The sequence below is a fragment of the Thermosynechococcus sp. QS41 genome (genome assembly GCF_031583515.1).
In the GTDB taxonomy this organism is placed as follows: Bacteria; Cyanobacteriota; Cyanobacteriia; order Thermosynechococcales; family Thermosynechococcaceae; genus Thermosynechococcus.
In genome coordinates this window covers 2345349-2366747 of record NZ_CP134181.1, presented here as the reverse complement: position 1 = coordinate 2366747, position 21399 = coordinate 2345349, and the positions used below count along the sequence as shown (strand labels likewise).

The window sequence follows — 21399 nt, the reverse complement described above, 5'->3', positions numbered from 1 at the left end:
AATGTAACTGAGCCGCAAAACGCAGCCTATGAGCTATAGTCAAGGCGTTGAGGGCATCTGACATCAATCTATGTTCAATTGGCTCGATCGCCTCGAAAACCGCCGCCTACTGCGCCTGCTGCTGCTCTTTGCTCTTGGCTGGATTGGCGTGCAACTTTTGCACTACTTTGCCTACGTCTTACTGATGTTTCTTTTTGCAGCCATTCTGGCGTTTTTACTCAACTATCCCGTGGGCTGGCTCAAGCGTTACTTGCCCCATGGTTTGGCGGTTACCATTGTGTTTCTCGGGACATTGGCAATTCTAATCGGCTTGGGGATTACCCTTGGGTTGGCGATCATTGGCCAGTTGCAGGACTTGATCACCAATTTGCCCAGCCAAATTGATCTGTGGATTGACTCCCTTGAGAGGATGCAGCAGTTTCTGGCGCGATGGAATCTAGACATCAATTTCCAGCAACTGGAGTCAGAATTACGCAACTTTGCCCTTGCGGGTCTGCAGTTTGGTTTTGGCAAGTTGCAGTCTGTCTTTGCGCTGTTGCTCAGCGGCATTATTCTGGCTGTGATTACCTTCTTTATGCTGCTAGAGGGGGAACGGCTATGGCAGTACCTACTGAGTTTTTTGCCTGATCCGTGGCGCGATCGCGTGCCCCAAGCCTTAGAGCGGAACTTTTTGGGCTTCTTTAGTGGCCGTTTGCTTCTCTCTCTCTTCTTTGGTACCGCCACATTCCTTGTCTTGCTGGTGTTACGTGCCCCCTATGCCCTTGCCCTTGGGGCGATCGCCGGTGGCTTGGATCTCATTCCAGGGATTGGCTCAACGATGGGCATTTCCCTCATCTGCTTGATCCTGCTGCCCAAGAGTATTGCCCTGAGTGTACAAGTGCTGATTAGCTGTATTCTGCTGCAACAGGTGGAAGAAAATATTCTCATGCCCCGTGTCATGCGCAACACCGTCAACCTGAATCCAGTGGTTTTATTTTTTTCCCTCCTAGTAGGGGCAACAGTCGCAGGAATTGTCGGTATTTTCCTTGCCATTCCGATTACGGGGACGATCGTCAGTTTGCTAGATCTCAAAGCCTTACAGGCAAGCAGTGAGGCTGCTCCGAAATCCTCGCAGGGCAAACGCATACTCAGGCAGTAGCAAGGAGATGAGCGAGGTAGTCATCGTCCCATCCTGCTCTCAAACGTTTTGCCTTGACGCTGACCTTCACAAAGGTGTCCTGACGCATTCACAGTTATTGTGCTGGATAATATCTCATTCTTGATTGGAATAGCTATAGTCCCTGAGCAGGTTCCACGCCAGTTCAAACGTGTACTCAAATCCTTGAATCACTCCCTGCTTTTCTATATTGCTCAAGGGGCGAGTACGGCACAGTTCCACCCTTTCCTGAAGCCTCTGAAACGCTTTTTTATAACTCTTGAGTCGCCACTGCCAGCGTTCCATGATCTATCCTTCACTGAGGGGGTGATCACTTCTTGTTGACAACCCCTGTTGCAATGTGAGCATCACCTTTTTCATATCCCCTTGTAAAAGGGCCGGCAAGTTCAGCCAGAGGCCGGCAAACTCTTGACTACGCAGCACTCCCTCGCGATCGGGCTGTTGTTGAACGTAGCTCCCCTGCTCGCGGTGATACCAGTAAAAGGCCTGTTCTGAGACCACCCACACCAGATATTCCTTGACGCCAAAGCGGCAATAGAGGTCTTTCTTGTCGTGGAGATCGTAGGCGGCACTGCTAGAGGCAATTTCAATCACTAACTCCGGTGCCCCTTCGATGTAGTCATCGGCACTAATGCGTGATTGTCCCCCCGCCGATTCTTCGAGGCGCAATAGCACATCAGGTTGCACTTCATTGCTGTCATCCAGCCGTACAGTAGCATTGTCACACATCATCAAACTGGGCATCAGTGTCGCATAGGTACCCAGCCACACAACCATGTGTCCGTGAGGTTGAGCGTGCTTTCTTACTCTAATTGGGGAGGCCACAAACACGACTCCATTGATGAGTTCCGCTTTTTTGATGTGGGGAGAGTGCTCATAGCGGTATTCAAATTCCTCGCGGGTTAGGCGATCGCCACTTTCAAGGGGGATGATATTAACCAATTGAGTCATTCCGTAGCCTCCGGGGGCAACGCTAAATTTATTGTGATTGCCGCTTTAAGGCTTCAGCAAACCGTTGGCATTCAGGGGAAGCTAGCCCCTGTTGTAATGTGATCATTACGCTTTTCATATTCCCTTGTAAAAGGGCAGGCAAATTCAACCAGAGACCGGTAAACTCTTGACTGCGAAGCACTCCTTCGCGATCGGGCTGTTGCTGAACGTAGCTCCCCTGCTCGCGGTGATACCAGTAGAAGGCCTGTTCTGAGACCACCCACACCAGATATTCCTTGACGCCAAAACGGCAATAGAGGTCTTTCTTGTCGTGGAGATCGTAGGCGGCACTGCTAGAGGCAATTTCAATCACTAACTCCGGTGCCCCTTCGATGTAGTCATCAGCACTAATGCGCGACTGACCCCCCGCCGATGCCTCAAGGCGCAATAGCACATCGGGTTGGACTTCATTTTGGTTATCAAGCCGGACTGTGGCGTTATCGCAAACCATGAAGCCGCTAAATTCAATGCTGTAGTGAAAGAGCCAGCCAAGGATGTTGCTATGGGGTTGAGCGTGGTTTCTAACCCGAATTGGTGAGGCCACAAACACCACTCCGTTAATCAGTTCAGCCTTCTTAATGTGGGGAGAGTGCTCATAGCGGTCTTCAAATTCCTCGCGGCTCAGGCGATCGCCACTTTCAAGGGTGAGGAGAGGAGCCGTCATTTTTCGCAACCGTCCGTGATAGCAGCCAGCACCTTTATTCTAGGCGTCAGCGAAATGGTGAATGGTACATGCGCATCAACTAAGCAGCAGGTAATCCCAGTACCTCACTGGTGCCCGCAACAACGGTGCCAATTGGCCAACTCTCAACCCCCCACTCGGCAAAGCAGGCCTGCGCCGCTGCAACCGCTGACGGCGGTAAAACCACGGTGTACCCAATCCCCATATTGAAAGTGTTGAAAAGTTCGCCCAAACTGACCCCTCCCATTTCCCCTAGCCAGTGGAAGAGTGGCGGAATCGGCCAAGCCTGAGGATCCAGTTGTGCGGATTGCCCTTGACCCAAGCAGCGGGGCAAATTTTCCGGCAGACCACCGCCGGTGATGTGAGCCATGCCGTGGATGGGAATCCCTTGCGCCAAAGCAGCACGAATGGGTTGGACATAGAGGCGCGTCGGTTCTAAGCACAGCTCGCCAAGGGGGGTGGAGCCAAGGGGGGTATCCTGCCAACTGAGCTGGCGATCGCTAACAATTTTACGCACCAAACTAAAGCCATTGCTGTGCAGCCCAGAACTGGCCAATCCCAAGACCACATCCCCCACCTGCACCTGCGTGCCATCTAGCACCTGATCCTGCTCAACGACACCAACACAGAACCCCGCAAGGTCATAGACCCCTTCGGCATAGAATCCCGGCATTTCCGCTGTCTCCCCCCCCAAGAGGGCACAACCCGCCGCTTCACACCCTTGGGCAATACCCGCCACTACAGCGGTCATCATCTCTGGCGCCAGACGACCACAGGCAATGTAGTCCAAGAAAAAGAGCGGCTCAGCACCACAGGTGAGGACATCATTGACGCACATGGCCACCAGATCAATGCCAACCGTATCGTGGCGATCGAGGGCTTGAGCCAGTTTTAGCTTCGTGCCCACTCCATCAGTTCCCGACACCAAAAGAGGTTGACGATAGCCCTTGGGAATTTGACATAGCCCAGCAAAGCCTCCCAGTCGTCCCACTACTTCCGGTCGTTGGGTGCGTTGCACCAAGGGGCGAATCTGCTCGACAAAGGCACGGCCAGCGGCCACATCTACACCGGCACTGCGGTAGTCCATCAATGCTGCTCCTGTAGTTGGGGGTAGTGAGCCTTGAGATACTCTAGGAGGCCTTCACAGGCATCGGTGAGCAGATCCAACACCTTCTCAAACCCCTGACGGCCACCGTAGTAGGGGTCGGGCACTTCCCTCGCATCGTGGTGACGGCAAAAATCACACATTAACCGCACTTTATCGCGGTATTTCCCTTCGGGGTCAAGGCGCAAGATATCATAGTAGTTTTCCCGATCCATCGCCAAAATCAGATCAAATTCCTCAAAGTCGGCGGCATGAAATTGGCGCGCTCGATGGGTCAAGTGCAGTCCCCGTTGCCGTGCCGTCATTACCATGCGGGCATCCGGTGGATCGCCAACGTGAAAGTTGCTGGTGCCGGCAGAGTCACACTGAATCTCATACTCTAAACCTGCCTTTTTGATCAGATCTTGCATGATCCCTTCGGCGGCAGGGGAGCGACAGATATTACCAAGACAAACAAAAAGAAGACGGATGGGCATAGGACATTTCCTAGGGGGCGGGAATCAAGGTACGGATGAGATCAGCAACCTGCTGACTGCTGTTGGGCATCGCCAATTGGCGGGCATTCTCGGCCATGGCTTGTAATTTTTGCGGCTGCCCTAGCCATTCTAAAATGATCTGTCCGAGGCGATCGCCCGTCAATGCCGACTGCGGGATCATTTCAGCAGCGCCGGCACTCACCAGCACTTCAGCATTCACCGTTTGGTGATCTTCAGCCGCATAGGGATAGGGAATCAACAGCGCTGGGGTTCCTGTGAGGGTTAGTTCCGCCAAGGCACTGGCGCCAGCTCGACTAATGACGATATCCGCGCGGTGCAGCAGGGATCCCATGGGTTCAAAGAAGGGAAAGACGAGATAGTGGGGATGCTGAACACTTTGGGCATCGGGATCATTGTTGCCCGTGAGATGCACCACCCAAGCCCCCGCCTCGAGCCAGCGGTGAACCGTTTCCCGTACAAGGCGATTGATGGCCACTGCCCCTTGACTCCCCCCCATCACTAGAATCAGGGGTACCTCCTTGGGAATCGGCAACTCCAAGTCGCCGGGATGGAGAATATCGGGACGCACCGGGGTGCCCGTGACCCGTAGGTTCAGCCGTTTGGATTTGAGGTAGGCTAAACTCGCGGGGGTACCCAAGGCAACCAGCGTACACCAAGGCGCCAGCCAGCGGGTGACTTTGCCTGGTAGGGCGTTGGATTCATGGAGCAGGGCGACACGCCCCAAACTGCGAGCCGCTAAAATAGCTGGTGCTGCAATGTAGCCACCGGTGGTAAACACCCCTTGGAAGTGTCCCTGTTTTAACAACTGGCGCGTTTGCCAAAAAGCTCCCCAAAATTGCCAGAGGGGGCGCAGCCTTGCCCAAGGGGTCTTGCCTTGGACACCACCGAAGTTGATCGTATGCAGGGGGTACTGGGGCGGAATTAATTTCTGTTCAAGGCGATCGCGCACCCCCAACCAATGGATGTCATATTCAGGTAACTCTTCTGCTACTGCTAGTGCGGGAAAGAGATGCCCGCCGGTACCACTCGCTGCAATCAGTAGTTTCCTTTGCCCAAGCATTAAACATTCCAGCCCAATGTGGTCATGAGCTTATCGACAAAGTTGGTATAGACAATACCGCTGCGAAACTCTGGTGTGTCCATCACCTGCTGATGAAAGGGAATGGTGGTCGGCACCCCCATAATCGCACATTCTCTTAGGGCACGCTTCATGCGGGCAATGGCAGCGGGGCGATCGCTCCCCCACACCACCAATTTACCAATCAGCGAATCATAGTAGGGGGGGATTTCATAGTCGGTATAAACATGGGAGTCCATGCGCACCCCAGGGCCACCGGGGGGCAAGTAACCACTAATACGACCGGGATGGGGACGGAAATTGCGCTCTGGGTCTTCGGCATTGATGCGGCACTCGATCGCGTGTCCGCGCAACTCAACCTGCTCTTGGGTCAAGCTGAGGGGTTCCCCTTGGGCAATGCGAATTTGCTCGGCAATCAGATCCAGCCCCGTAATCATTTCTGTGACGGTGTGCTCCACCTGAATGCGAGTATTCATTTCCATAAAGTAAAAGTTGTCTTGGCCGTCGAGGAGAAATTCAATGGTGCCGGCACCGACGTAGTTAATGGCTTTGGCGGCAGTGACAGCAGCAGCTCCCATCTTGGCACGCAGTTCGGGGGTGAGGGCAGGGCTAGGCGCCTCCTCAAGGAGCTTTTGATGACGCCGCTGTACAGAGCAATCGCGCTCCCCAAGGTGAATGACATTGCCATAGCTATCCGCCAGAATCTGGAACTCAATGTGGCGGGGATTTTCAATAAACCGCTCCAGATAGACGCCGGCATTGCCAAAGGCGGCTTCCGCTTCCCCTTGGGCGGCACTGAGGGCTCGTCCTAAATCTTCAGCAGAGCGCACCAAGCGCATCCCCCGGCCACCCCCCCCAGCCGTGGCTTTAATCATCAGGGGATAGCCAATTTTGCGGGCGATCGCCCGAGCAGTTTCCTCATCTTGCACCAGTCCATCACTGCCGGGAATTGTCGGCACCCCCACCTGTTGCATCGTCGCTTTGGCGGTGGATTTATCCCCCATAGCACGCATGGCAGCGGGACTCGGCCCAATAAAGGTAATTTTGTGGTCGGCGCAGATCTCGGCAAAGCGGGCATTTTCCGCCAAAAAGCCATAGCCTGGGTGAATCGCCGAGACATGGCGGGTGAGGGCAGCAGCAATAATGTTGGGAATATTGAGATAGCTGCGGCTACTGGGGGCTTCGCCAATGCACACCGCCTCATCGGCCAATTGCACATGCAGGGCATGGCGATCTACGGTGGAATAGACGGCAACCGTTGCAATGCCCAATTCCTCACAGGTACGCAGAATCCGCAGTGCAATTTCGCCACGATTGGCAATCAAAATTTTCGTAAAGGCCATGGCGGTCAACGGTAGGGGAAGCGATCCCTAATGCTACCATGCCAGCCGAACGCTTCCGAAAAGGCGACGGCAATTGCATTGGTGCCACTGGCAAAAACAAGTTAGGATCAGCAGGGTTTTATTTGGGAGCGCACTATGGCTGCTGTGTCACCCACGATGGCCTTGACCGTTACGAAAACCAGTAATTGGACAATTGAGGACAGCGAGCAGCTCTACCGCATTCAGGGCTGGGGCGAACCCTACTTTGGAATTAATGCTGCGGGTCATGTCACCGTTTCTCCCAAGGGCGATCGCGGTGGGTCATTGGATCTCTATGAATTGGTGCAGGCGCTCCAACAGCGCAACATTGGCCTCCCCCTGCTACTGCGGTTTTCCGATATCCTTGAGGATCGCATTGAGCGACTGAATGCCTGCTTTGCCCGCGCCATTGCCCGCTATGGCTATCAGGGAGCCTACAAGGGGGTCTTTCCCGTTAAGTGCAATCAACAACGCCACATCATTGAAGCCCTCGTGCGCTTTGGCCAGTCCCATCAGTTTGGCCTAGAGGCAGGATCAAAACCGGAATTGCTGATTGCCTTGGCCATGCTCAATACACCGGGGGCACTGCTAATCTGCAATGGCTATAAGGATCGCGGCTACATTGAAACGGCTATTCTGGCGCGTCGCCTTGGCCACACCCCGATCATTGTCCTTGAACAGCCCGAAGAAGTCGCGGAAGTGATTGCTGTCAGTCAGGCTTTGGGCATTGAACCCATTGTGGGCGTGCGGGCAAAACTCAGTACCCAAGGGGTGGGGCGCTGGGGCACTTCTGCGGGCGATCGCGCCAAGTTTGGTCTCACCGTGCCAGAGATTTTAACGGCAGTCGAACAACTGCGAGAAGCGGGGATGCTCAATTCCCTGCAACTGTTGCACTTTCACATTGGCTCGCAAATTTCTGCCATTAGCGTCATTAAGGATGCGATTCGTGAGGCGGGGCAAATTTATGGTGAACTGGTGCGCCTCGGTGCCAATATGCAATACCTTGATGTGGGCGGTGGCTTAGGGGTGGATTACGACGGCTCCAAAACCAATTTCCATGCCTCGAAAAACTACAGCATGCAAAACTACGCCAGTGATGTCGTGGCCGGCATTAAGGACGCCTGTCGGCAGCGGGGCATTCCCGATCCCATTCTCATCAGTGAGAGTGGCCGCGCCATTGCCTCCCATCAATCGGTATTGATTTTCAATGTCTTGGGGGTCAGTGAAGTGCCCAAAATTACCCCCGAACCCGCCACGGAGGACGAGCACCTGATTATCCGCAACCTCTACGATACCTACCAAACAATTGATGAGAACAACTACCAAGAGGCCTACAACGACGCCCTGCAATTCAAGGGGGAGGCCATCAGTCTCTTTAACTTTGGCTACTTGAGTTTGCCAGAGCGGGCACGGGCAGAAAGTCTCTTTTGGGCCTGTTGTGCCAAAATCCTCGGCATTGCTCGCCAGCAGGAATATGTGCCCGACGATCTCGAAGATCTTGAGAAAATCATGGCTTCGATTTACTACATCAATCTGTCGGTGTTTCAGTCGGTGCCTGATAGCTGGGCGATCGATCAACTGTTTCCAATCATGCCAATCCACCGCCTCGATGAAGAACCCACAGAACGGGGCATCCTTGCAGATCTGACCTGCGACAGCGACGGCAAAATTGACCAATTTATTGACCTGCGGGATGTGAAATCGGTCTTGGAACTCCATCCCTTTCGCCCAAGGGAACCCTACTACCTTGGTCTCTTTCTCAACGGTGCCTATCAGGAAATCATGGGCAATCTCCACAATCTTTTTGGGGATACGAATGCCGTCCATATCCGTCTAACTCCCAAGGGTTATGAAATTGAGCACTTGGTGCGGGGCGATACAATGCAAGAAGTCCTCGGTTATGTGCAGTACCAAGGGGATGCCCTGTTAGAAAAAATTCGCCGTCGCACTGAGGCAGCGCTGGCAGAACAGCAAATTACATTGGCAGAAGCGCAGCACCTGCTAGAAAACTATGAGCGGAGTTTGCGCAGCTACACGTATCTATCCTCTTAGGGAAAGCGATGCTGGGAACATTTCAGTCAAGCCATTTGCGCATTGAGGTGCCGGCCACGGCAGACCAACTGCGGGAGTATTTGACGCAGCCAGCACAGTTACGGCGGTGGTTGTGGCCCCTACAGATCCAGACGACGGGCGATCGCCTGCAAGTGGGGGATACCTTCACCAGTGAATTCCTGTGGTTAAAACTGGAACATCGCGTGGAACTACTCACAGCAGAGCGACTGGTATTGGTGCTGCGGCAGGCCATTGAGGGCTGGCAAGAATGGTCGTGGGGAGAGGGCTGGGTACAGTCCTGTATTGAGGGGGTAACACCACTGCCTCTAGAGTTGGGGCAGACTTTCCTCCTATGGCGGTTGAAATCAGTGCTGAGTGAAACGGTAGCAAGCTGAGGGTCGAAGAACGTTGAAGCGATCGCGCCAATTGGGATGGATCTTATTCTTGAGTGCCCTGCTTCTCAGCAGTTGTGAGGGCAGTGGGCTACAAAGTTGGTTTGCTGCTGACCCCAATGCTGATCAATGGGCAGGGAAGGCACCCACGCCAGAACCGACGACAACGCTACCAGAGAATTTACGGTTTCCTAATGCGATGCTTGTAGCCAATCAGCCGCAAGCGGGGTCACCCCAGACGACGGAAACCCGCTGGCAAGCACCCGCGCCGGCGATCGCCATCCAGCAATTCTATAGCCAACAATTTCAACAGTCGGGCTGGCAACTGGTGGAGCAACAGGTAGCCGACAATACGATCACCCTCAAGGGGCGCAGTGCTGAACTGGAAGTGAGCGTCACCATCAACACGGTGCCAGAAAATAACCTGACAACCTTCACCGTGGCCTACACAGCCGTCAATAGCACCACGGCCACACCGTCTCCCCAGCCCACCCATTCCTCCCCCCAAACGTTCGCTGATCTAGAGGACGCCCCTGCCCCCCTACAGCCGGCCATTCGTGACTTGGCAGAACTGGGGGTTCTCAGCACCACGGGCGATCGCCTGCAACCCAATACCCCCATCAGTCGTGCTCAGTTTGTGCGTTGGTTGGTGACCACCTACAACCGCTTTTATGCCGATCGCCCCGCACGCCAAATCCGCTTGGGCAGCCGCAACGACACACCCATTTTCCAAGATGTGCCCCGTGATCATCCCGACTTTCCCTATATTCAGGGACTGGCGATGGCAGGATTTTTGCCCAGCCCCCTCACCGGCGATACTAGTACCCTCTTTCGCCCCAATGCTCCCCTTACTCGCGAAACGCTGTTGCAGTGGAAAGTGCCCCTCGATCAACAGGGGCGGCTCAGTCCCAGCACGATTGACCGCATTCAGCAAACATGGGGCTTCAAGGACAGTCAACGGATTGCTCCGCCCGCCGTCAATGCCGTGGCCGCTGACTATCTCGCGGGGGATCTCTCAAACATTCGCCGCGTTTGGGGAGAAACCCTCTTGCTCCAGCCCCAAAAACCCGTCACCCGCGCCGAAGCCGCAGCAGCCCTGTGGTATATCGGCAACGGTACCGAGGGACTCTCAGCAGCGATGGTGAAGCAAGCACCGCCCTCTGCCTCCTAGAACCTTGCTAGATTAGAAATCCGAGTCAATTGTTACGATTTGCTGAACTGATTGCTGCCTATGCCTTGGCCCTTATCCCGTGGTTACCATCGTCAAATTGCCCGCCTCGAAATTACGGGGGCGATCGCTGGGGGTACTCGCCGTCGTGTCCTCAAAGCCCTGAAAACCATTGAAGAACGGGGCTATCCGGCACTACTGGTGCGCATTGACAGTCCCGGCGGAACCGTGGGGGATTCCCAAGAAATCTATGCGGCCCTCAAGCGTTTGCAGTCGAAAATGAAAATCGTTGCCAGTTTTGGCAATATCTCTGCCTCTGGCGGGGTCTATATCGGTATGGGGGCACAGCACATCATGGCCAACCCCGGCACCATTACGGGCAGTATTGGCGTCATCCTGCGGGGCAACAATTTGCAACGGCTCCTCGACAAGGTGGGGGTCTCATTCAAGGTGATCAAGTCTGGCCCCTACAAGGACATTCTTGCTTTCGATCGCGACCTCACTGAGGAAGAAATCCGCATTCTCCAAGACCTCATTGACACCAGCTATCACCAATTTGTCCAAACCGTGGCCGAAGGCCGTAACCTCGATGTGGAAACGGTACGCAGTTTTGCCGATGGCCGTGTCTTTACCGGTGAACAGGCCCTTGCTCTCGGACTGGTGGATCGCTTGGGAACCGAGGAGGATGCCCGTCGCTGGCTAGCGGAATTGGCAGGACTTGACCCCGACAAAACCAAGGTGCAAACCATCGAAGAACCCAAGTCGCCCTTGGCTCGGCTGTTTCCGCGTCAGCAGGAACGATTCCCCTTTCCGTGGCAAGCGGGTCTCGACTGGTTGGAATTTGAAATGGCCACCAATGGACTTCCCCTATGGCTCTATCGCCCCTAAGCTGGATACAGTACCCTTGCGGATATCTTGATGGAGGAGCACACTGTGGGCTGGCGCGTCCGAGCAATTCGTGGAGCAACTACCGCCACTGAAAATTCAATTCCAGCAATCCGTGAGGCGGTTTTGGAACTCCTCGGCGAGATTGAGCGGCGCAATGCCCTCGATTTCTCGGAAGTGATTAGTGTGACCTTCTCTGTGACCCGTGACCTCGATCAAATCTTTCCGGCGGCGATCGCCCGGGAATGTCCCCATTGGCGCAACATTCCTCTCCTCGATGTTCAACAAATGCATGTGGAGGGAGGCTTACCCCGCTGTATCCGCTGCTTGATTTACTTCAACACCCCCAACCCCGATCAACCGATTTACCATGCCTACCTGCGCCATGCCCAGAGCCTCCGTCCCGATCTGGCAATGCACGGCGACTACCATCCCCTCCATCTGTCCTCTCATTCCCTAGGTTAACTATGACCGCTCTTGTCCGTGACTACATGACCCCCAACCCCTTTACCATTCGTGCCGATGCCCCGATTTCTGAGGCAGTTCGCCTGATGGAAGAAAAACAGGTGCGCGGCCTCCCCGTGGTGGATGATAAGGGCAAATTGGTGGGCTTGGTGTCTGAAGCTGACCTGATCGTGCGCGAAGCGCCTCTCGAGCCACCGTTGTACATTACGTTCCTCGGCAGCATCATTTACTTTGAGTCTCCAGAATCCTTTCATCAACACCTCAAGAAAACCCTTGGCCAACAGGTGCAGGATGTGATGACCCCTAACCCCCACACTATTGGGGTGGATGCCCCCATTGCCGAAGCGGCTCGCCTCATGGTGAATCACCACATTAGTCGCCTGCCGGTCTTGAATGCCCAAGGAGAATTGGTCGGCATTATTAGCCGTCATGATCTGTTGCGCGCCCTGCATACCCAAGAAACTTCTGCGTGACGTTTGTCAAATTGGCCTGACACTAACTTTCAAGATTGGTGACTTCCCATAGAATAACCACAGGTTCGCTCGCGATCGCCTGAGGGTTCTTTGATCATGACCGCTTCCCTTGATTTGATTTGGCAGCAGGCACGGCAGGGTCAAGCAGAGGCCATTGCCCATTTGATGAACCGCACGCTTCAGGCCAAGGGAGTGCGTGCCCTCGTTCGGCGACGGGGTGACTGTTTACAAATTATGTTTGAAGCGGCGCGATCGCTCCCTCCCCAAGTCTGCGTTCAGTTTGTTTGCCGAGGCCTCAAGCAATTGGCGCCCCAAGGCGTTCTACGTGTACGGCTCCATGCTCGGCTCCTTGGCGAAGAATGGCCAGAATGGACACAGACCGTTGACTTACAGGAGACCTTACCAGCGGCGCCGTCTGTGCAGGCAAGCTCAAATCCAACAACACCTGCCACCACGCCATCCCATCAAGCGGTCAGTGCTTTTGCCCTCAGTTTACTGGCGATCGCGGGCACGAGTGCCGTTGCCCTTACCCTGCAAAATCAACTCAGTGTCGATGCCCCGCCGAGTGCGGAACCCAGTCCAGCCATTACAACCCCTGAACCCGACGTTCCCCTTGTGCCCCCCCCACCCACCCCGAGCGATCGCCGGCTGCGGATTAAGGCCGTTGGCGATATTGTCCTTGGCACCAATTTTCCGAATAACCGCTTGCCTGCGGATCCACAAAAGCTCTTTGCCCAAGTGAAACCCTATCTTCAGGGGGCAGATCTCCTCTTTGGCAATTATGAAAGTACCCTCACCGATCATCCCCATCCCTTCAAAAACACCAGTAGTGGTCGTAGTTTTGCCTTTCGCTCACCGCCCAGCTATGCACAGGTGTTGCGCCAAGCTGGTTTCAATGTCCTCAACATTGCCAACAACCACAGCTACGACTTTAATGAGCAGGGATTTCGCGATACGATTCGCCACATCAACGCCGCTGGCATGACCGCCATTGGTGATCTCAATCAAATTACCTACCTCGAAGTCAATGGCCTGAAAACCGCATTTATTGGCTTTGCCACCTACTACGGCCAAAATCGCATTCAAGACCTCAAGGCCGGTGCCGCTCTTGTACAGAAGGCCAAGCAAAACGGTGATATTGTGGTTGTTAGTTTCCATGGTGGCGCCGAAGGCAGCGATCAAATTCACACCCGCGATCGCACCGAGTACTTTTATGGCGAAGACCGCGGCAATGTGGTTCAGTTTGCCCGCACCATGATTGATAACGGTGCCGATTTAATCTTAGGTCATGGCCCCCATGTCCCCCGTGCCCTTGAATTGTATAAAGGCCGCCTCATTGCCTATTCCCTAGGGAACTTTGTCGGCTATCAGACCCTGAGCAGTCACGGCACCCTTGGCAAGTCCTTAATCCTAGATGTTGAACTCGACGGTTCTGGCCGCTTCCTTCAAGGTAAAGTCATTCCTGTACGCCTCGATGCCAAGGGGATTCCCCACATTGATCAAAACTTTGCCAGTGTGCAACTGATTCGCCGTTTAACCCAAGCCGACTTTCCCAACACTCCCTTGCAGATTGAACGCCTCGGTGAAATTGTCAGCACCGATTCCCAATCCTAGTCTTCCTCTGGTCGGTGAGACAACTGTTGGTGCTCAATTTTGACCGGTAGAAACTTAGGAATTTGTGTAATAAGGGATTCGGCTATGGCATCGTTACACCCTTGATAAAGAGGCACTCTGCGAGGAGGCCCCGGCACATTAAGAGTGAAGTAAATCTTGAAATGATTCTGTTCCCAAGAACGGCCATGCCTGCCTTGTATCACTTCGACATATTTTTGGACAATCATTGCCTCTATATCGGGAAAGTCATATTCTCTGCGAAATTTGGTTTTCGGACTCTCCCATATAATCTTTCTTGTAGATCGATCAATGATTAATGTTTCCTTATATTTCAACAACTCTGACATACGAGGATAGTAGAATCGCTGATAAGAGACTGCTAAGAAGTTAACCGTCAAAGGCAAAGTCAAAATAGATATAATTGCACTCGGTAACCAATCACGGTTTCTATAGGTATACGTCTAGGTTTCTCGATTAGACTACAGGAATCTTGATAATCAGTCTTGTGCCGCTTTCATCGCACCACAATCTCCCCCACCCCATCCACCAACAGAGGAACCCCCATGATCCTCTAGGCTCCAAGAAGCGCAATATTTCCGTCGGTGACCACGTCGAACTATTTCCTCTTTGATTTCAATGTTACTCCCTGAGACGTATTCAACTAACATTTCATTTCGTTTATACAATCCCCAAAACCAATATTCTTTAACTCAGCACTGGGCAGTGGCGGTCATATCTTTCGTTTCAGTGCGCTGACAACTCAACTGTACTGAAAGGATGGGAGAAAAGTATAATTTTAAGAAAATGATTATCAAGCCAGCAAGCATCCATAAAAGAGCCATTTCATCAGCAACGGATGAACCTTCTAGCTTGATTTGAGATTCGTTTTTCTTTGCGATGTTCATTTTTAATAATTTATTAAATTTTGATAAAAATTCTCTATCTCATCCCTATCTAGCAGGATAACAATTTCACCTTGGAGATGGCTTTTAGGTTTATAGACTAGTAAACAAAATTTAGTGGTTTTTCATTTTCAATTCCTATGAAAAGGGCTGTGCACTAACTTTCACAGCGTTGCGAGTGTGCGATACTTGTGGAAAGGGCTGTACTGCGATGCAAAGCTTCAACCAGTGAAAAAGCGAGTCACATTGACATTCCCTCGACGGACAATTCAAATGCCCGTCACCTATCGCCTAGCCAAGGACTTTAACATTGCTGCCAATATCATCCGCGCCCAAGTGGCACCTAACCAAGTGGGCAAACTGGTTCTAGAGTTGGCTGGGGACATTGATCAAATGGAGGCCGCCCTAGAATGGTTGCGGCAACAGAATATTGAGGTTTCCCTTGCCAGCCGTGAAATTGTGATTGATGAGCAGGCCTGTGTCCACTGTGGCCTCTGTACGGGGGTATGCCCCACTCAGGCGCTGACGCTCCATCCAGAGACGTTTCAACTCCAATTTACCCGCTCCCGTTGCATTGTCTGTGAGCAATGTGTGACCGCGTGTCCGATGGAGGCGATTCACACCAACTTTTAATTCAACTCCTCAACTCCTCCTCAAGGGTCACGTCTTGATAGATATCAGACAAGTGGCCTTGCCAAGCGATGCTCTTGAGTTCAACCGAATTTTGTGGCGGGGAATAGGCCTGCCAAACCCATAAGCCCGAGGTACTGCGACGAAAGGTCTCTAGCCGCTGCTGACGAGTATTGACCAGCACGTATTCCTCTAGCGTCTCAAGGCTTTGATAGTCAAGGAACTTATCGCCGCGATCAAAGGCCTCTGTTGAAGGAGAGAGCACCTCAATCACCAAGCAAGGGAAAGATTTATAGAGAGAGGTTTGCCGATCCCGTGGATCGCAGGTAACAAAAAGATCCGGATAGTAAAAGCAATTTCGCTGCTCCAGACGCACTTTCATATCTGAAATGTAGAGACGACAGCCCCGTTGGCGCACCGTTGGTCGTAGCAGAGTTGCCAAATTTAAGGCTAAGGTGACATGGGCATCGCTTGCCCCTGCCATTGCGTAGATCTGACCGTTGATGTATTCGTGCTTGACGACCCCACTTTGGGTTTCCCGTTGCAGATAGTCTTCAGGACTCAGTTGTGGCGAAGGTTGCGTGCTCATTGGCAGCCTAGAATAGCCAACGCTTATCTCGCTACTATTGATCCTAGGGTACGAAGAAAATTATGACCCAACAACACGGATATTGGGCACTGGCAACGCTGGCGGGGATGATGCTCCTGATTGCCCCGGCCAAGGGGGTGCCTGCGGTGGCACTGCCAGAAAGTTTTTATCGGGCGATCGCCAGCCAAGACTGGGCAACAGCGGTGCAAATTCTCGATCAGGTCATTCGTGCCCATCCCCAACAGGCGCCAGCCCTTACTAGCTATCGTCAAGAATTGGTGCGGCTGCAACAACTTCCCCGAACCCCTGCTCCGCCCATGGCAACAGTGATCACCCAGCCCAGTGGCATCGTACCGATTCTGCGGCGGCAGGGAGGAATTCCCGTTATCCCAGTGATGTTTAATCAACGGTTACGGTTTGAGATGCTAGTGGATTCAGGCGCCAGTATGACAGTGATTACGCGATCGATGGCACGCGCTTTAGGCATTACCCCCGCTCAAGTGGTGGATAATCGCCTGTTTCATACCGCGAATGGTCAAGTGGTGCTGCCAGTGGTCTATGTCCAATCCATCAGCGTCGGCGGTTTTCATCGGAAGCAAGTGCCCGTTGCTGTCGCTGGGCCTGAAATGACCATTGGCCTATTGGGGCAGGATTTTCTCCAGCACTTTGATGTCAGTTTGCGGCAAGATCATATTCAGTTGCAGCGTCGTCCTTAGGAAATGCCCATTCTCGCCCAAGCGGTCTTAGCCAGTCACAATGCCGGTAAAGTCAGAGAGTTTCAAGGCTGGTTACAGCCATGGATTGGGGAGTTGCTGCCCCTGCCAGCCACGATTGAGATTGCTGAAACTGCGGATTCCTTTGTGGGCAACGCCTGTTTGAAGGCCACCACTGCCGCTCAGGAGCTGGGAACGTGGGCGATCGCCGACGACTCGGGGCTAGCCGTTCATGCCCTTGAGGGGGCACCGGGGATCTACTCGGCTCGCTACGGTGCGACGGATGCTGAGCGTATTGAGCGTCTATTACGGGAAATGGCCGGTGTCAGCGATCGCGCCGCTGAATTTATTTGTGTCATTGCCCTCGCGCGTCCCGATGGCACGATTGCCGTTACGACCGAAGGACGGTGTGCAGGCGAGATTTTAACGGCGCCCCGCGGTCGGGGGGGGTTTGGCTACGATCCTATCTTTTGGGTGCCCAGTCAGCAGCGTACCTTTGCCGAGATGAGTCCCACTGAAAAGCAACAGGTCAGTCATCGGGGTCAGGCATTGCAGCGGCTGCGGGAGTATTTGCAAACCTTTCATCCGTAGATTCACGGTTGTTGGCAGCAAGCTTTTTGTCCTACACTGACGCCAATAGTGTTCCTCAACCAACCTGTGGCCACTATGCAAGAACGGGTCTAGCGTCGCAAAGTTGCATTCAGCAATGCCCTTCATAGAAAGAAGTTCATAGGGAATATAATGAAAGGAAGGGGGCACGTCCCTTAGGCCCAGTGGCAGTCTTCTTGCCGTGATTCAAAGCAAAAACTATGGGCGATCGCGAATTAATAGACCAATTTATTAAAGACTTGATTCAGAAAAATTCGCGAATGCTCTCGAATCGGCACCTGCGCGTCGAAACCACCTTTGATGAAGTTCAGTTAATTTCCTACAGGGATGGCATTGTTGCTCGTGTCAAGACCGATGCCCCAACCCTTGCCATTGAAGTACGAGATGCCTCCCCCTATCGGCCTCTGATTCAAGAGGTAATGGTAGATTATGAGATCTTCCAAGTCGGCGTGGCTCAAACCCCCGGATGTTTACGTTACGAACATCGCACCGTTCCCGAAGGCTATGTGATCCAATACACGGAAGCGGGAGTGCTGTGGAAAGACCGCTGGGCACGGGGTAAGCGACGCGGCGCTCTGACAGGGGGTAACTCCCTTGGGATGGATGCGATGATTCTCTATCGGGGCACTTGGTATCCCATTCAAAGCGTCAATGCGGCCAATGGCTTTGTTGCCATTCGTACCTTGGGCGGGGAAGCCACCTACAGTGCCTCTGACTTTCTGGTGTGGCTAAAAAAAGAGGAAAAAGACACCGCCGAGAGTCCCAGTCAGATCAGTGCCTACAAACGGGGAGAACGCATGGGAGACATTGACAGCGCCCCCACCCAAATCCTCGAGTCCACGGAAATTATGGCTGCCAAGGCCAGTGGCACCCCATCAACGCCAATTGCCTCCCCTGCTGGCGAACCGGAGAAGGAAGAAGATCACGCCGTCATTTTGCCGTCAGCGCCACCAGTACCTGCAGTTGCAGCAACAGTTTCAACCCCCTCTGAGCCTGCACAACCGGTTGAAGCCACCCAAGACCATCCAGCGGCCAACTACGAGCACGCCGTCGGCTATTCTCACCCCAACTATGACTATTCCCAAGGGTATCCAGCGGCCAACTACGAGCATTCCGTGGGTTATCCCCACCCCAACTACGACTATTCCCAAGGGTATCCAGCGGCCAACTATGAGCATTCTGTGGGTTATCCCCACCCCAACTATGACTATTCCCAAGGGTATCCAGCGGCCAACTACGAGCACGCCGTTGGCTATGCCCATCCCAGTTATGGTCAGCCCTACCCGCCCCAAACCTACCAGCACATTGATCCCAACATTCAGATGGCGCTGACGTATCTCCAATCCAGCTTGGCCTATCTGCTACAAGTGGAACCCAAAAATGCCAATATCCATGCAGTCATTCGCGCTACCAGTATGGCGATTCAAAATCTCCTCACCCTCCTCAATGGTTAGCGGCTCTCGGCGAGGGGATGCAGGCGAAGGACACTCTGAAGCAGCGCCCAAGCGGTTTTAATCTCAGGCACACGAACTTCATCCCATTGGCCGGGTTGACAGTAAAGATAACGAATAAAGCGACGTTGCTTTGGCAAAGAAAAGGGAAGAAACTGCACCCCAATCTCTACAGCCGTGGCGTTTTTTCCTAACGCCACCATTCTTGACCACCGCAGTTGGATCGGTAAGCGCAGGTAGACCAAAGGGCTCGGTGCCAGAAAGTGCAGTTCCCCTCGGGGGTCATCTAATACCTCCGCCGGCAACCTATTGAGGCGTATTCGTGCCCCCTCCTCAGACAGGTCAACCGTTTGCCCGCCATAGCAGTTGTTCCCAACGATGAGTTCACAGGGTTCAGAACGCAGGAACCGCGGATGTCGTCGCTGCGGCACATCAATGGCCACCAGAGCACAGACCAAAATCAAGAGAAAGTTGTAGCTAGACCAGACCATGTTAATGGCCAAACTATCGGGATTGACCAGCGTCTCTTGCAAAGGCGAACTCCGCCGAATGAGACCAAACATCATTAGAGCGGCAATGATTAACAAGGGACGAATGACTGGCCAATTAACATTGATGCGATGGGGATCCACAATCCCCTTGGGCGTGACTTTGAAGGTTTTGCCCCTAGGACTGATCAGGGTGCGGATCACTGTGATGGCCATGGGAAAGGCAATGATGGTTTCATAAACATCGGACCAAAAGGCGGAGCGGCGGCCTTCGGTGAGCCAAGAAAAGGCCATGATATTGCCCAAATAGTAGGGACAGTAAAAGTACACTACCTCGTTAATTGTGGCGCGCAGCGGCGCCAGCCCAAACAGTAAAAAGGCCAAGGGCGCCAGCAAAAAAATAACGCGGGGAATCGACAGCAGCCAATAGAGCACGCCAAGGCTATGGTAAAAACGCTGCAGGAAGTTTAGGTTAGGAATGGTAAAAAAGTTGTCCTTGAGGAACAGTATTTGCAGGGTACCTTGTCCCCACCGCAATCGCTGGTTAATATAGGCGCTGATGGTTTCTGGTGACATTCCTGCTGAGAGGGCTTCATTCAGATACTTGATCTGATAACCACGCCCCTGCAAATAGAGCGAGGTGAGGTAATCTTCGGTGATACTGTCGGTGGGGATACCGCCAATTTCATCGAGGGCACGGCGGCGAATCACAAAACAGGTGCCACAACACACAACGGCGTTAAAGAAATCGCGGCTGGGCTGAATGAAGCGGAAAAACAGCGTCTGCTCGTTGTTGAGAATCCCCTCTAGCCCTAGATTCACAGTCACTGGATCCTCATTGAAAAAGTGTTGGGGGGTCTGTACCATTGCCGTTTTCGCATCCTGGAAAAAACCCACCGTGCGGGTGAGAAAGTTGCGACTCGGCACAAAGTCCGCATCAAAGACGGCAATCAACTCCCCCGTGAGCGTGGGTAGAGCATGGTTAATGTTGCCAGCTTTGGCATGGCGGTTGTCGGGGCGATCGCGATATTCACAGCCCAGTTCTGCAGCTAGGGCACGCACCGCCGGCCGTCGGGTATCGTCCAGCAAGTAGATGCGCTTGTGGGGATAGTCCATGGCTTGGCAGGCAATGACTGAACGCCGCAAAATGTCCACCCCTTCGTTGTAGGTGGGCAGAATCACATCCACCCAAGGCAAATACTCCCCCCGAATCACAGCTTGGCTTAGGCGATCGGCCTCAGGGCTGCGGTCTTTGGAAAAGATACACAGGGCAAAAAAGCAAATGGTATTTGTTAGGGTCAGTAGTTCAGCGATAAATAACAGAATCGAAATCGTGCCATTGAGGGGATCATCTAGGTTGAGGCTGTTAAAAAAACGCCAGAGGATATACCGCAGTGCCAACAGGGTCAGCCCCAAACCCACAATTAAACGCGACCAAAAATTGGGCTTGGGGGAAATCTCCTTCAGGAAGAACGTAATGGCAATCCAGACTAGTGTGGGCAATAGGAGTGCTTGAAGCGTCGTGCCGTCAGCCCGCAGCAGCGCTTTCCCTTCGTGCCAAAGACCGACTAAGTTGGGTAGAAAGTTTTGCCAATCCAGTTGACTCAGCAGGACGGCCAGAAATGCGCCACTGCCCAACAGTAAAAGCCACAGATCAGGGCTAATACGTCGCGATCGCGCAGGTGCCTGTGGCGTAGGCGGCCTCGATGGCTGAGAAACCCTAGGGGATAGGTTGTTAGTTTCAAGTAGCTTCATGGGAACACAGTCAGTTGGGATGAAGCTCTACATCCTGTACTCACTCAGAGTTGAACAACGCCACGACCTCAAAATTACGATCGGGTGAGCAACTCTTTAGATTTCAACTATTTTCAATGCTTTGATCAATGAATCTTGGATGTAGCAGTCGTGTTAATTGATTTGATGAATAACAATGCTTCTACATGCAAGACTAATTATCAGCAAAATTTCTGACTGCCTAGAATAATTGCAGCGAATTCGTAGGCTAAAAAATATGGCCGCTTTGGCTTGGCAAGAATGGGACAGATGTAATTTTTCACCATGGTGCTAATCCATTTAGGGAACTTACCTCTAGTGTACCC

At 53.1% G+C, this 21399-nt stretch carries 21 protein-coding genes; 12 read left to right on the top strand and 9 right to left on the bottom strand.

The genetic code is table 11. From position 1 onward, the window contains the following. The first annotated feature begins 70 nt into the window (after positions 1-70). Positions 71-1138, top strand: coding sequence for an AI-2E family transporter (locus RHJ80_RS11640; RefSeq protein ID WP_310801046.1), 1068 nt, complete (start codon positions 71-73; stop codon positions 1136-1138). A gap of 114 nt (positions 1139-1252) precedes the next feature. Here RHJ80_RS11640 and RHJ80_RS11635 read toward each other — a convergent pair whose 3' ends face one another. The 7 genes from RHJ80_RS11635 to accC all read right to left on the bottom strand — a co-directional run bounded on the left by RHJ80_RS11635 (position 1253) and on the right by accC (position 6851). Further along, positions 1253-1441, bottom strand: a complete 189-nt coding sequence (locus RHJ80_RS11635; RefSeq protein WP_206200303.1) for a nucleotidyltransferase substrate binding protein — start codon at positions 1439-1441, stop codon at positions 1253-1255. A gap of 3 nt (positions 1442-1444) precedes the next feature. Beyond that, the gene (locus tag RHJ80_RS11630; RefSeq protein ID WP_310801045.1) at positions 1445-2107 is read right to left on the bottom strand and encodes a Uma2 family endonuclease; all 663 of its coding nucleotides are present in this window, start codon (positions 2105-2107) and stop codon (positions 1445-1447) included. 28 nt (positions 2108-2135) lie between these two features. Continuing rightward, a complete protein-coding gene (locus RHJ80_RS11625; protein WP_310801044.1) occupies positions 2136-2810 on the bottom strand; it encodes a Uma2 family endonuclease in 675 nt (224 codons plus the stop codon). 79 nt (positions 2811-2889) lie between these two features. Further along, positions 2890-3915, bottom strand: coding sequence for a phosphoribosylformylglycinamidine cyclo-ligase (gene purM / locus RHJ80_RS11620; RefSeq protein WP_310801043.1), 1026 nt, complete (start codon positions 3913-3915; stop codon positions 2890-2892). Beyond that, positions 3915-4409 (bottom strand): low molecular weight protein-tyrosine-phosphatase, encoded by a 495-nt coding sequence (locus RHJ80_RS11615; RefSeq protein WP_206200300.1) that lies wholly within the window; start codon positions 4407-4409, stop codon positions 3915-3917. The genes purM and RHJ80_RS11615 overlap by 1 nt, the downstream gene beginning before the upstream one ends. A 10-nt stretch (positions 4410-4419) precedes the next feature. Next, positions 4420-5490, bottom strand: a complete 1071-nt coding sequence (gene murG / locus RHJ80_RS11610; protein WP_310801042.1) for an undecaprenyldiphospho-muramoylpentapeptide beta-N-acetylglucosaminyltransferase — start codon at positions 5488-5490, stop codon at positions 4420-4422. Then, positions 5490-6851, bottom strand: a complete 1362-nt coding sequence (gene accC, locus RHJ80_RS11605) for an acetyl-CoA carboxylase biotin carboxylase subunit (RefSeq protein ID WP_286625194.1) — start codon at positions 6849-6851, stop codon at positions 5490-5492. Before accC ends, murG begins: the two co-directional genes overlap by 1 nt. 156 nt (positions 6852-7007) lie before the next feature. Between accC and speA the strand changes: the two genes are divergently transcribed. The 8 genes from speA (at position 7008) to RHJ80_RS11565 (ending at position 15453) form a co-directional block, all read left to right on the top strand. Further along, positions 7008-8921 carry a biosynthetic arginine decarboxylase gene (gene speA / locus RHJ80_RS11600; RefSeq protein WP_206201700.1) on the top strand — a complete coding sequence of 638 codons (1914 nt, stop codon included), beginning with the start codon at positions 7008-7010 and terminating at the stop codon, positions 8919-8921. An 8-nt stretch (positions 8922-8929) separates the two neighbouring features. Beyond that, positions 8930-9316, top strand: coding sequence for a hypothetical protein (locus tag RHJ80_RS11595; protein ID WP_206200297.1), 387 nt, complete (start codon positions 8930-8932; stop codon positions 9314-9316). A gap of 49 nt (positions 9317-9365) precedes the next feature. Further along, a complete protein-coding gene (locus RHJ80_RS11590) occupies positions 9366-10484 on the top strand; it encodes an S-layer homology domain-containing protein (RefSeq protein ID WP_310801041.1) in 1119 nt (372 codons plus the stop codon). Positions 10485-10544: 60 nt separating this feature from the next. Further along, entirely contained in the window at positions 10545-11369 is an 825-nt protein-coding gene (gene sppA, locus RHJ80_RS11585; RefSeq protein WP_149819639.1) for a signal peptide peptidase SppA, read from the top strand. Positions 11370-11399: 30 nt separating this feature from the next. Further along, positions 11400-11831, top strand: a complete 432-nt coding sequence (gene aroH, locus RHJ80_RS11580) for a chorismate mutase (RefSeq protein ID WP_149819637.1) — start codon at positions 11400-11402, stop codon at positions 11829-11831. A 2-nt stretch (positions 11832-11833) separates the two neighbouring features. Continuing rightward, entirely contained in the window at positions 11834-12304 is a 471-nt protein-coding gene (locus RHJ80_RS11575) for a CBS domain-containing protein (RefSeq protein WP_206200294.1), read from the top strand. 96 nt (positions 12305-12400) lie between these two features. Beyond that, positions 12401-13918 (top strand): CapA family protein, encoded by a 1518-nt coding sequence (locus tag RHJ80_RS11570; RefSeq protein ID WP_310801040.1) that lies wholly within the window; start codon positions 12401-12403, stop codon positions 13916-13918. Between the two features lie 1130 nt (positions 13919-15048). Further along, entirely contained in the window at positions 15049-15453 is a 405-nt protein-coding gene (locus tag RHJ80_RS11565) for an NIL domain-containing protein (RefSeq protein WP_206200291.1), read from the top strand. 1 nt (position 15454) lies between these two features. Here RHJ80_RS11565 and RHJ80_RS11560 read toward each other — a convergent pair whose 3' ends face one another. Next, positions 15455-16039, bottom strand: a complete 585-nt coding sequence (locus RHJ80_RS11560) for a Uma2 family endonuclease (RefSeq protein WP_310801039.1) — start codon at positions 16037-16039, stop codon at positions 15455-15457. A 62-nt stretch (positions 16040-16101) separates the two neighbouring features. On the opposite strand from RHJ80_RS11560, the gene RHJ80_RS11555 reads away from it, so the two are divergent. From RHJ80_RS11555 to RHJ80_RS11545, 3 genes are all read left to right on the top strand, one after another. Further along, entirely contained in the window at positions 16102-16755 is a 654-nt protein-coding gene (locus RHJ80_RS11555) for a retropepsin-like aspartic protease (RefSeq protein ID WP_310453618.1), read from the top strand. A gap of 3 nt (positions 16756-16758) precedes the next feature. After that, positions 16759-17343, top strand: a complete 585-nt coding sequence (gene rdgB / locus RHJ80_RS11550; protein WP_310801038.1) for an RdgB/HAM1 family non-canonical purine NTP pyrophosphatase — start codon at positions 16759-16761, stop codon at positions 17341-17343. Between the two features lie 218 nt (positions 17344-17561). Continuing rightward, positions 17562-18815 (top strand): hypothetical protein, encoded by a 1254-nt coding sequence (locus tag RHJ80_RS11545; RefSeq protein ID WP_310801037.1) that lies wholly within the window; start codon positions 17562-17564, stop codon positions 18813-18815. Here RHJ80_RS11545 and RHJ80_RS11540 read toward each other — a convergent pair. Continuing rightward, positions 18812-21055, bottom strand: coding sequence for a glycosyltransferase family 2 protein (locus tag RHJ80_RS11540; protein WP_310801036.1), 2244 nt, complete (start codon positions 21053-21055; stop codon positions 18812-18814). The two genes, RHJ80_RS11545 and RHJ80_RS11540, sit on opposite strands and share 4 nt — an antisense overlap. Positions 21056-21399: the final 344 nt, after the last annotated feature.

Excerpts from the sequence above, each read along its gene's own strand:
- RHJ80_RS11640 (WP_310801046.1), top strand. The coding sequence starts at position 71 with ATGTTCAATTGGCTCGATCGCCTCGAAAACCGCCGCCTACTGCGCCTG.
- RHJ80_RS11635 (WP_206200303.1), bottom strand. The coding sequence starts at position 1,441 with ATGGAACGCTGGCAGTGGCGACTCAAGAGTTATAAAAAAGCGTTTCAG.
- RHJ80_RS11630 (WP_310801045.1), bottom strand. The coding sequence starts at position 2,107 with ATGACTCAATTGGTTAATATCATCCCCCTTGAAAGTGGCGATCGCCTA.
- RHJ80_RS11625 (WP_310801044.1), bottom strand. The coding sequence starts at position 2,810 with ATGACGGCTCCTCTCCTCACCCTTGAAAGTGGCGATCGCCTGAGCCGC.
- purM (WP_310801043.1), bottom strand. The coding sequence starts at position 3,915 with ATGGACTACCGCAGTGCCGGTGTAGATGTGGCCGCTGGCCGTGCCTTT.
- RHJ80_RS11615 (WP_206200300.1), bottom strand. The coding sequence starts at position 4,409 with ATGCCCATCCGTCTTCTTTTTGTTTGTCTTGGTAATATCTGTCGCTCC.
- murG (WP_310801042.1), bottom strand. The coding sequence starts at position 5,490 with ATGCTTGGGCAAAGGAAACTACTGATTGCAGCGAGTGGTACCGGCGGG.
- accC (WP_286625194.1), bottom strand. The coding sequence starts at position 6,851 with ATGGCCTTTACGAAAATTTTGATTGCCAATCGTGGCGAAATTGCACTG.
- speA (WP_206201700.1), top strand. The coding sequence starts at position 7,008 with ATGGCCTTGACCGTTACGAAAACCAGTAATTGGACAATTGAGGACAGC.
- RHJ80_RS11595 (WP_206200297.1), top strand. The coding sequence starts at position 8,930 with ATGCTGGGAACATTTCAGTCAAGCCATTTGCGCATTGAGGTGCCGGCC.
- sppA (WP_149819639.1), top strand. The coding sequence starts at position 10,545 with ATGCCTTGGCCCTTATCCCGTGGTTACCATCGTCAAATTGCCCGCCTC.
- aroH (WP_149819637.1), top strand. The coding sequence starts at position 11,400 with ATGGAGGAGCACACTGTGGGCTGGCGCGTCCGAGCAATTCGTGGAGCA.
- RHJ80_RS11575 (WP_206200294.1), top strand. The coding sequence starts at position 11,834 with ATGACCGCTCTTGTCCGTGACTACATGACCCCCAACCCCTTTACCATT.
- RHJ80_RS11570 (WP_310801040.1), top strand. The coding sequence starts at position 12,401 with ATGACCGCTTCCCTTGATTTGATTTGGCAGCAGGCACGGCAGGGTCAA.
- RHJ80_RS11560 (WP_310801039.1), bottom strand. The coding sequence starts at position 16,039 with ATGAGCACGCAACCTTCGCCACAACTGAGTCCTGAAGACTATCTGCAA.
- RHJ80_RS11555 (WP_310453618.1), top strand. The coding sequence starts at position 16,102 with ATGACCCAACAACACGGATATTGGGCACTGGCAACGCTGGCGGGGATG.
- rdgB (WP_310801038.1), top strand. The coding sequence starts at position 16,759 with ATGCCCATTCTCGCCCAAGCGGTCTTAGCCAGTCACAATGCCGGTAAA.
- RHJ80_RS11545 (WP_310801037.1), top strand. The coding sequence starts at position 17,562 with ATGGGCGATCGCGAATTAATAGACCAATTTATTAAAGACTTGATTCAG.
- RHJ80_RS11540 (WP_310801036.1), bottom strand. The coding sequence starts at position 21,055 with ATGAAGCTACTTGAAACTAACAACCTATCCCCTAGGGTTTCTCAGCCA.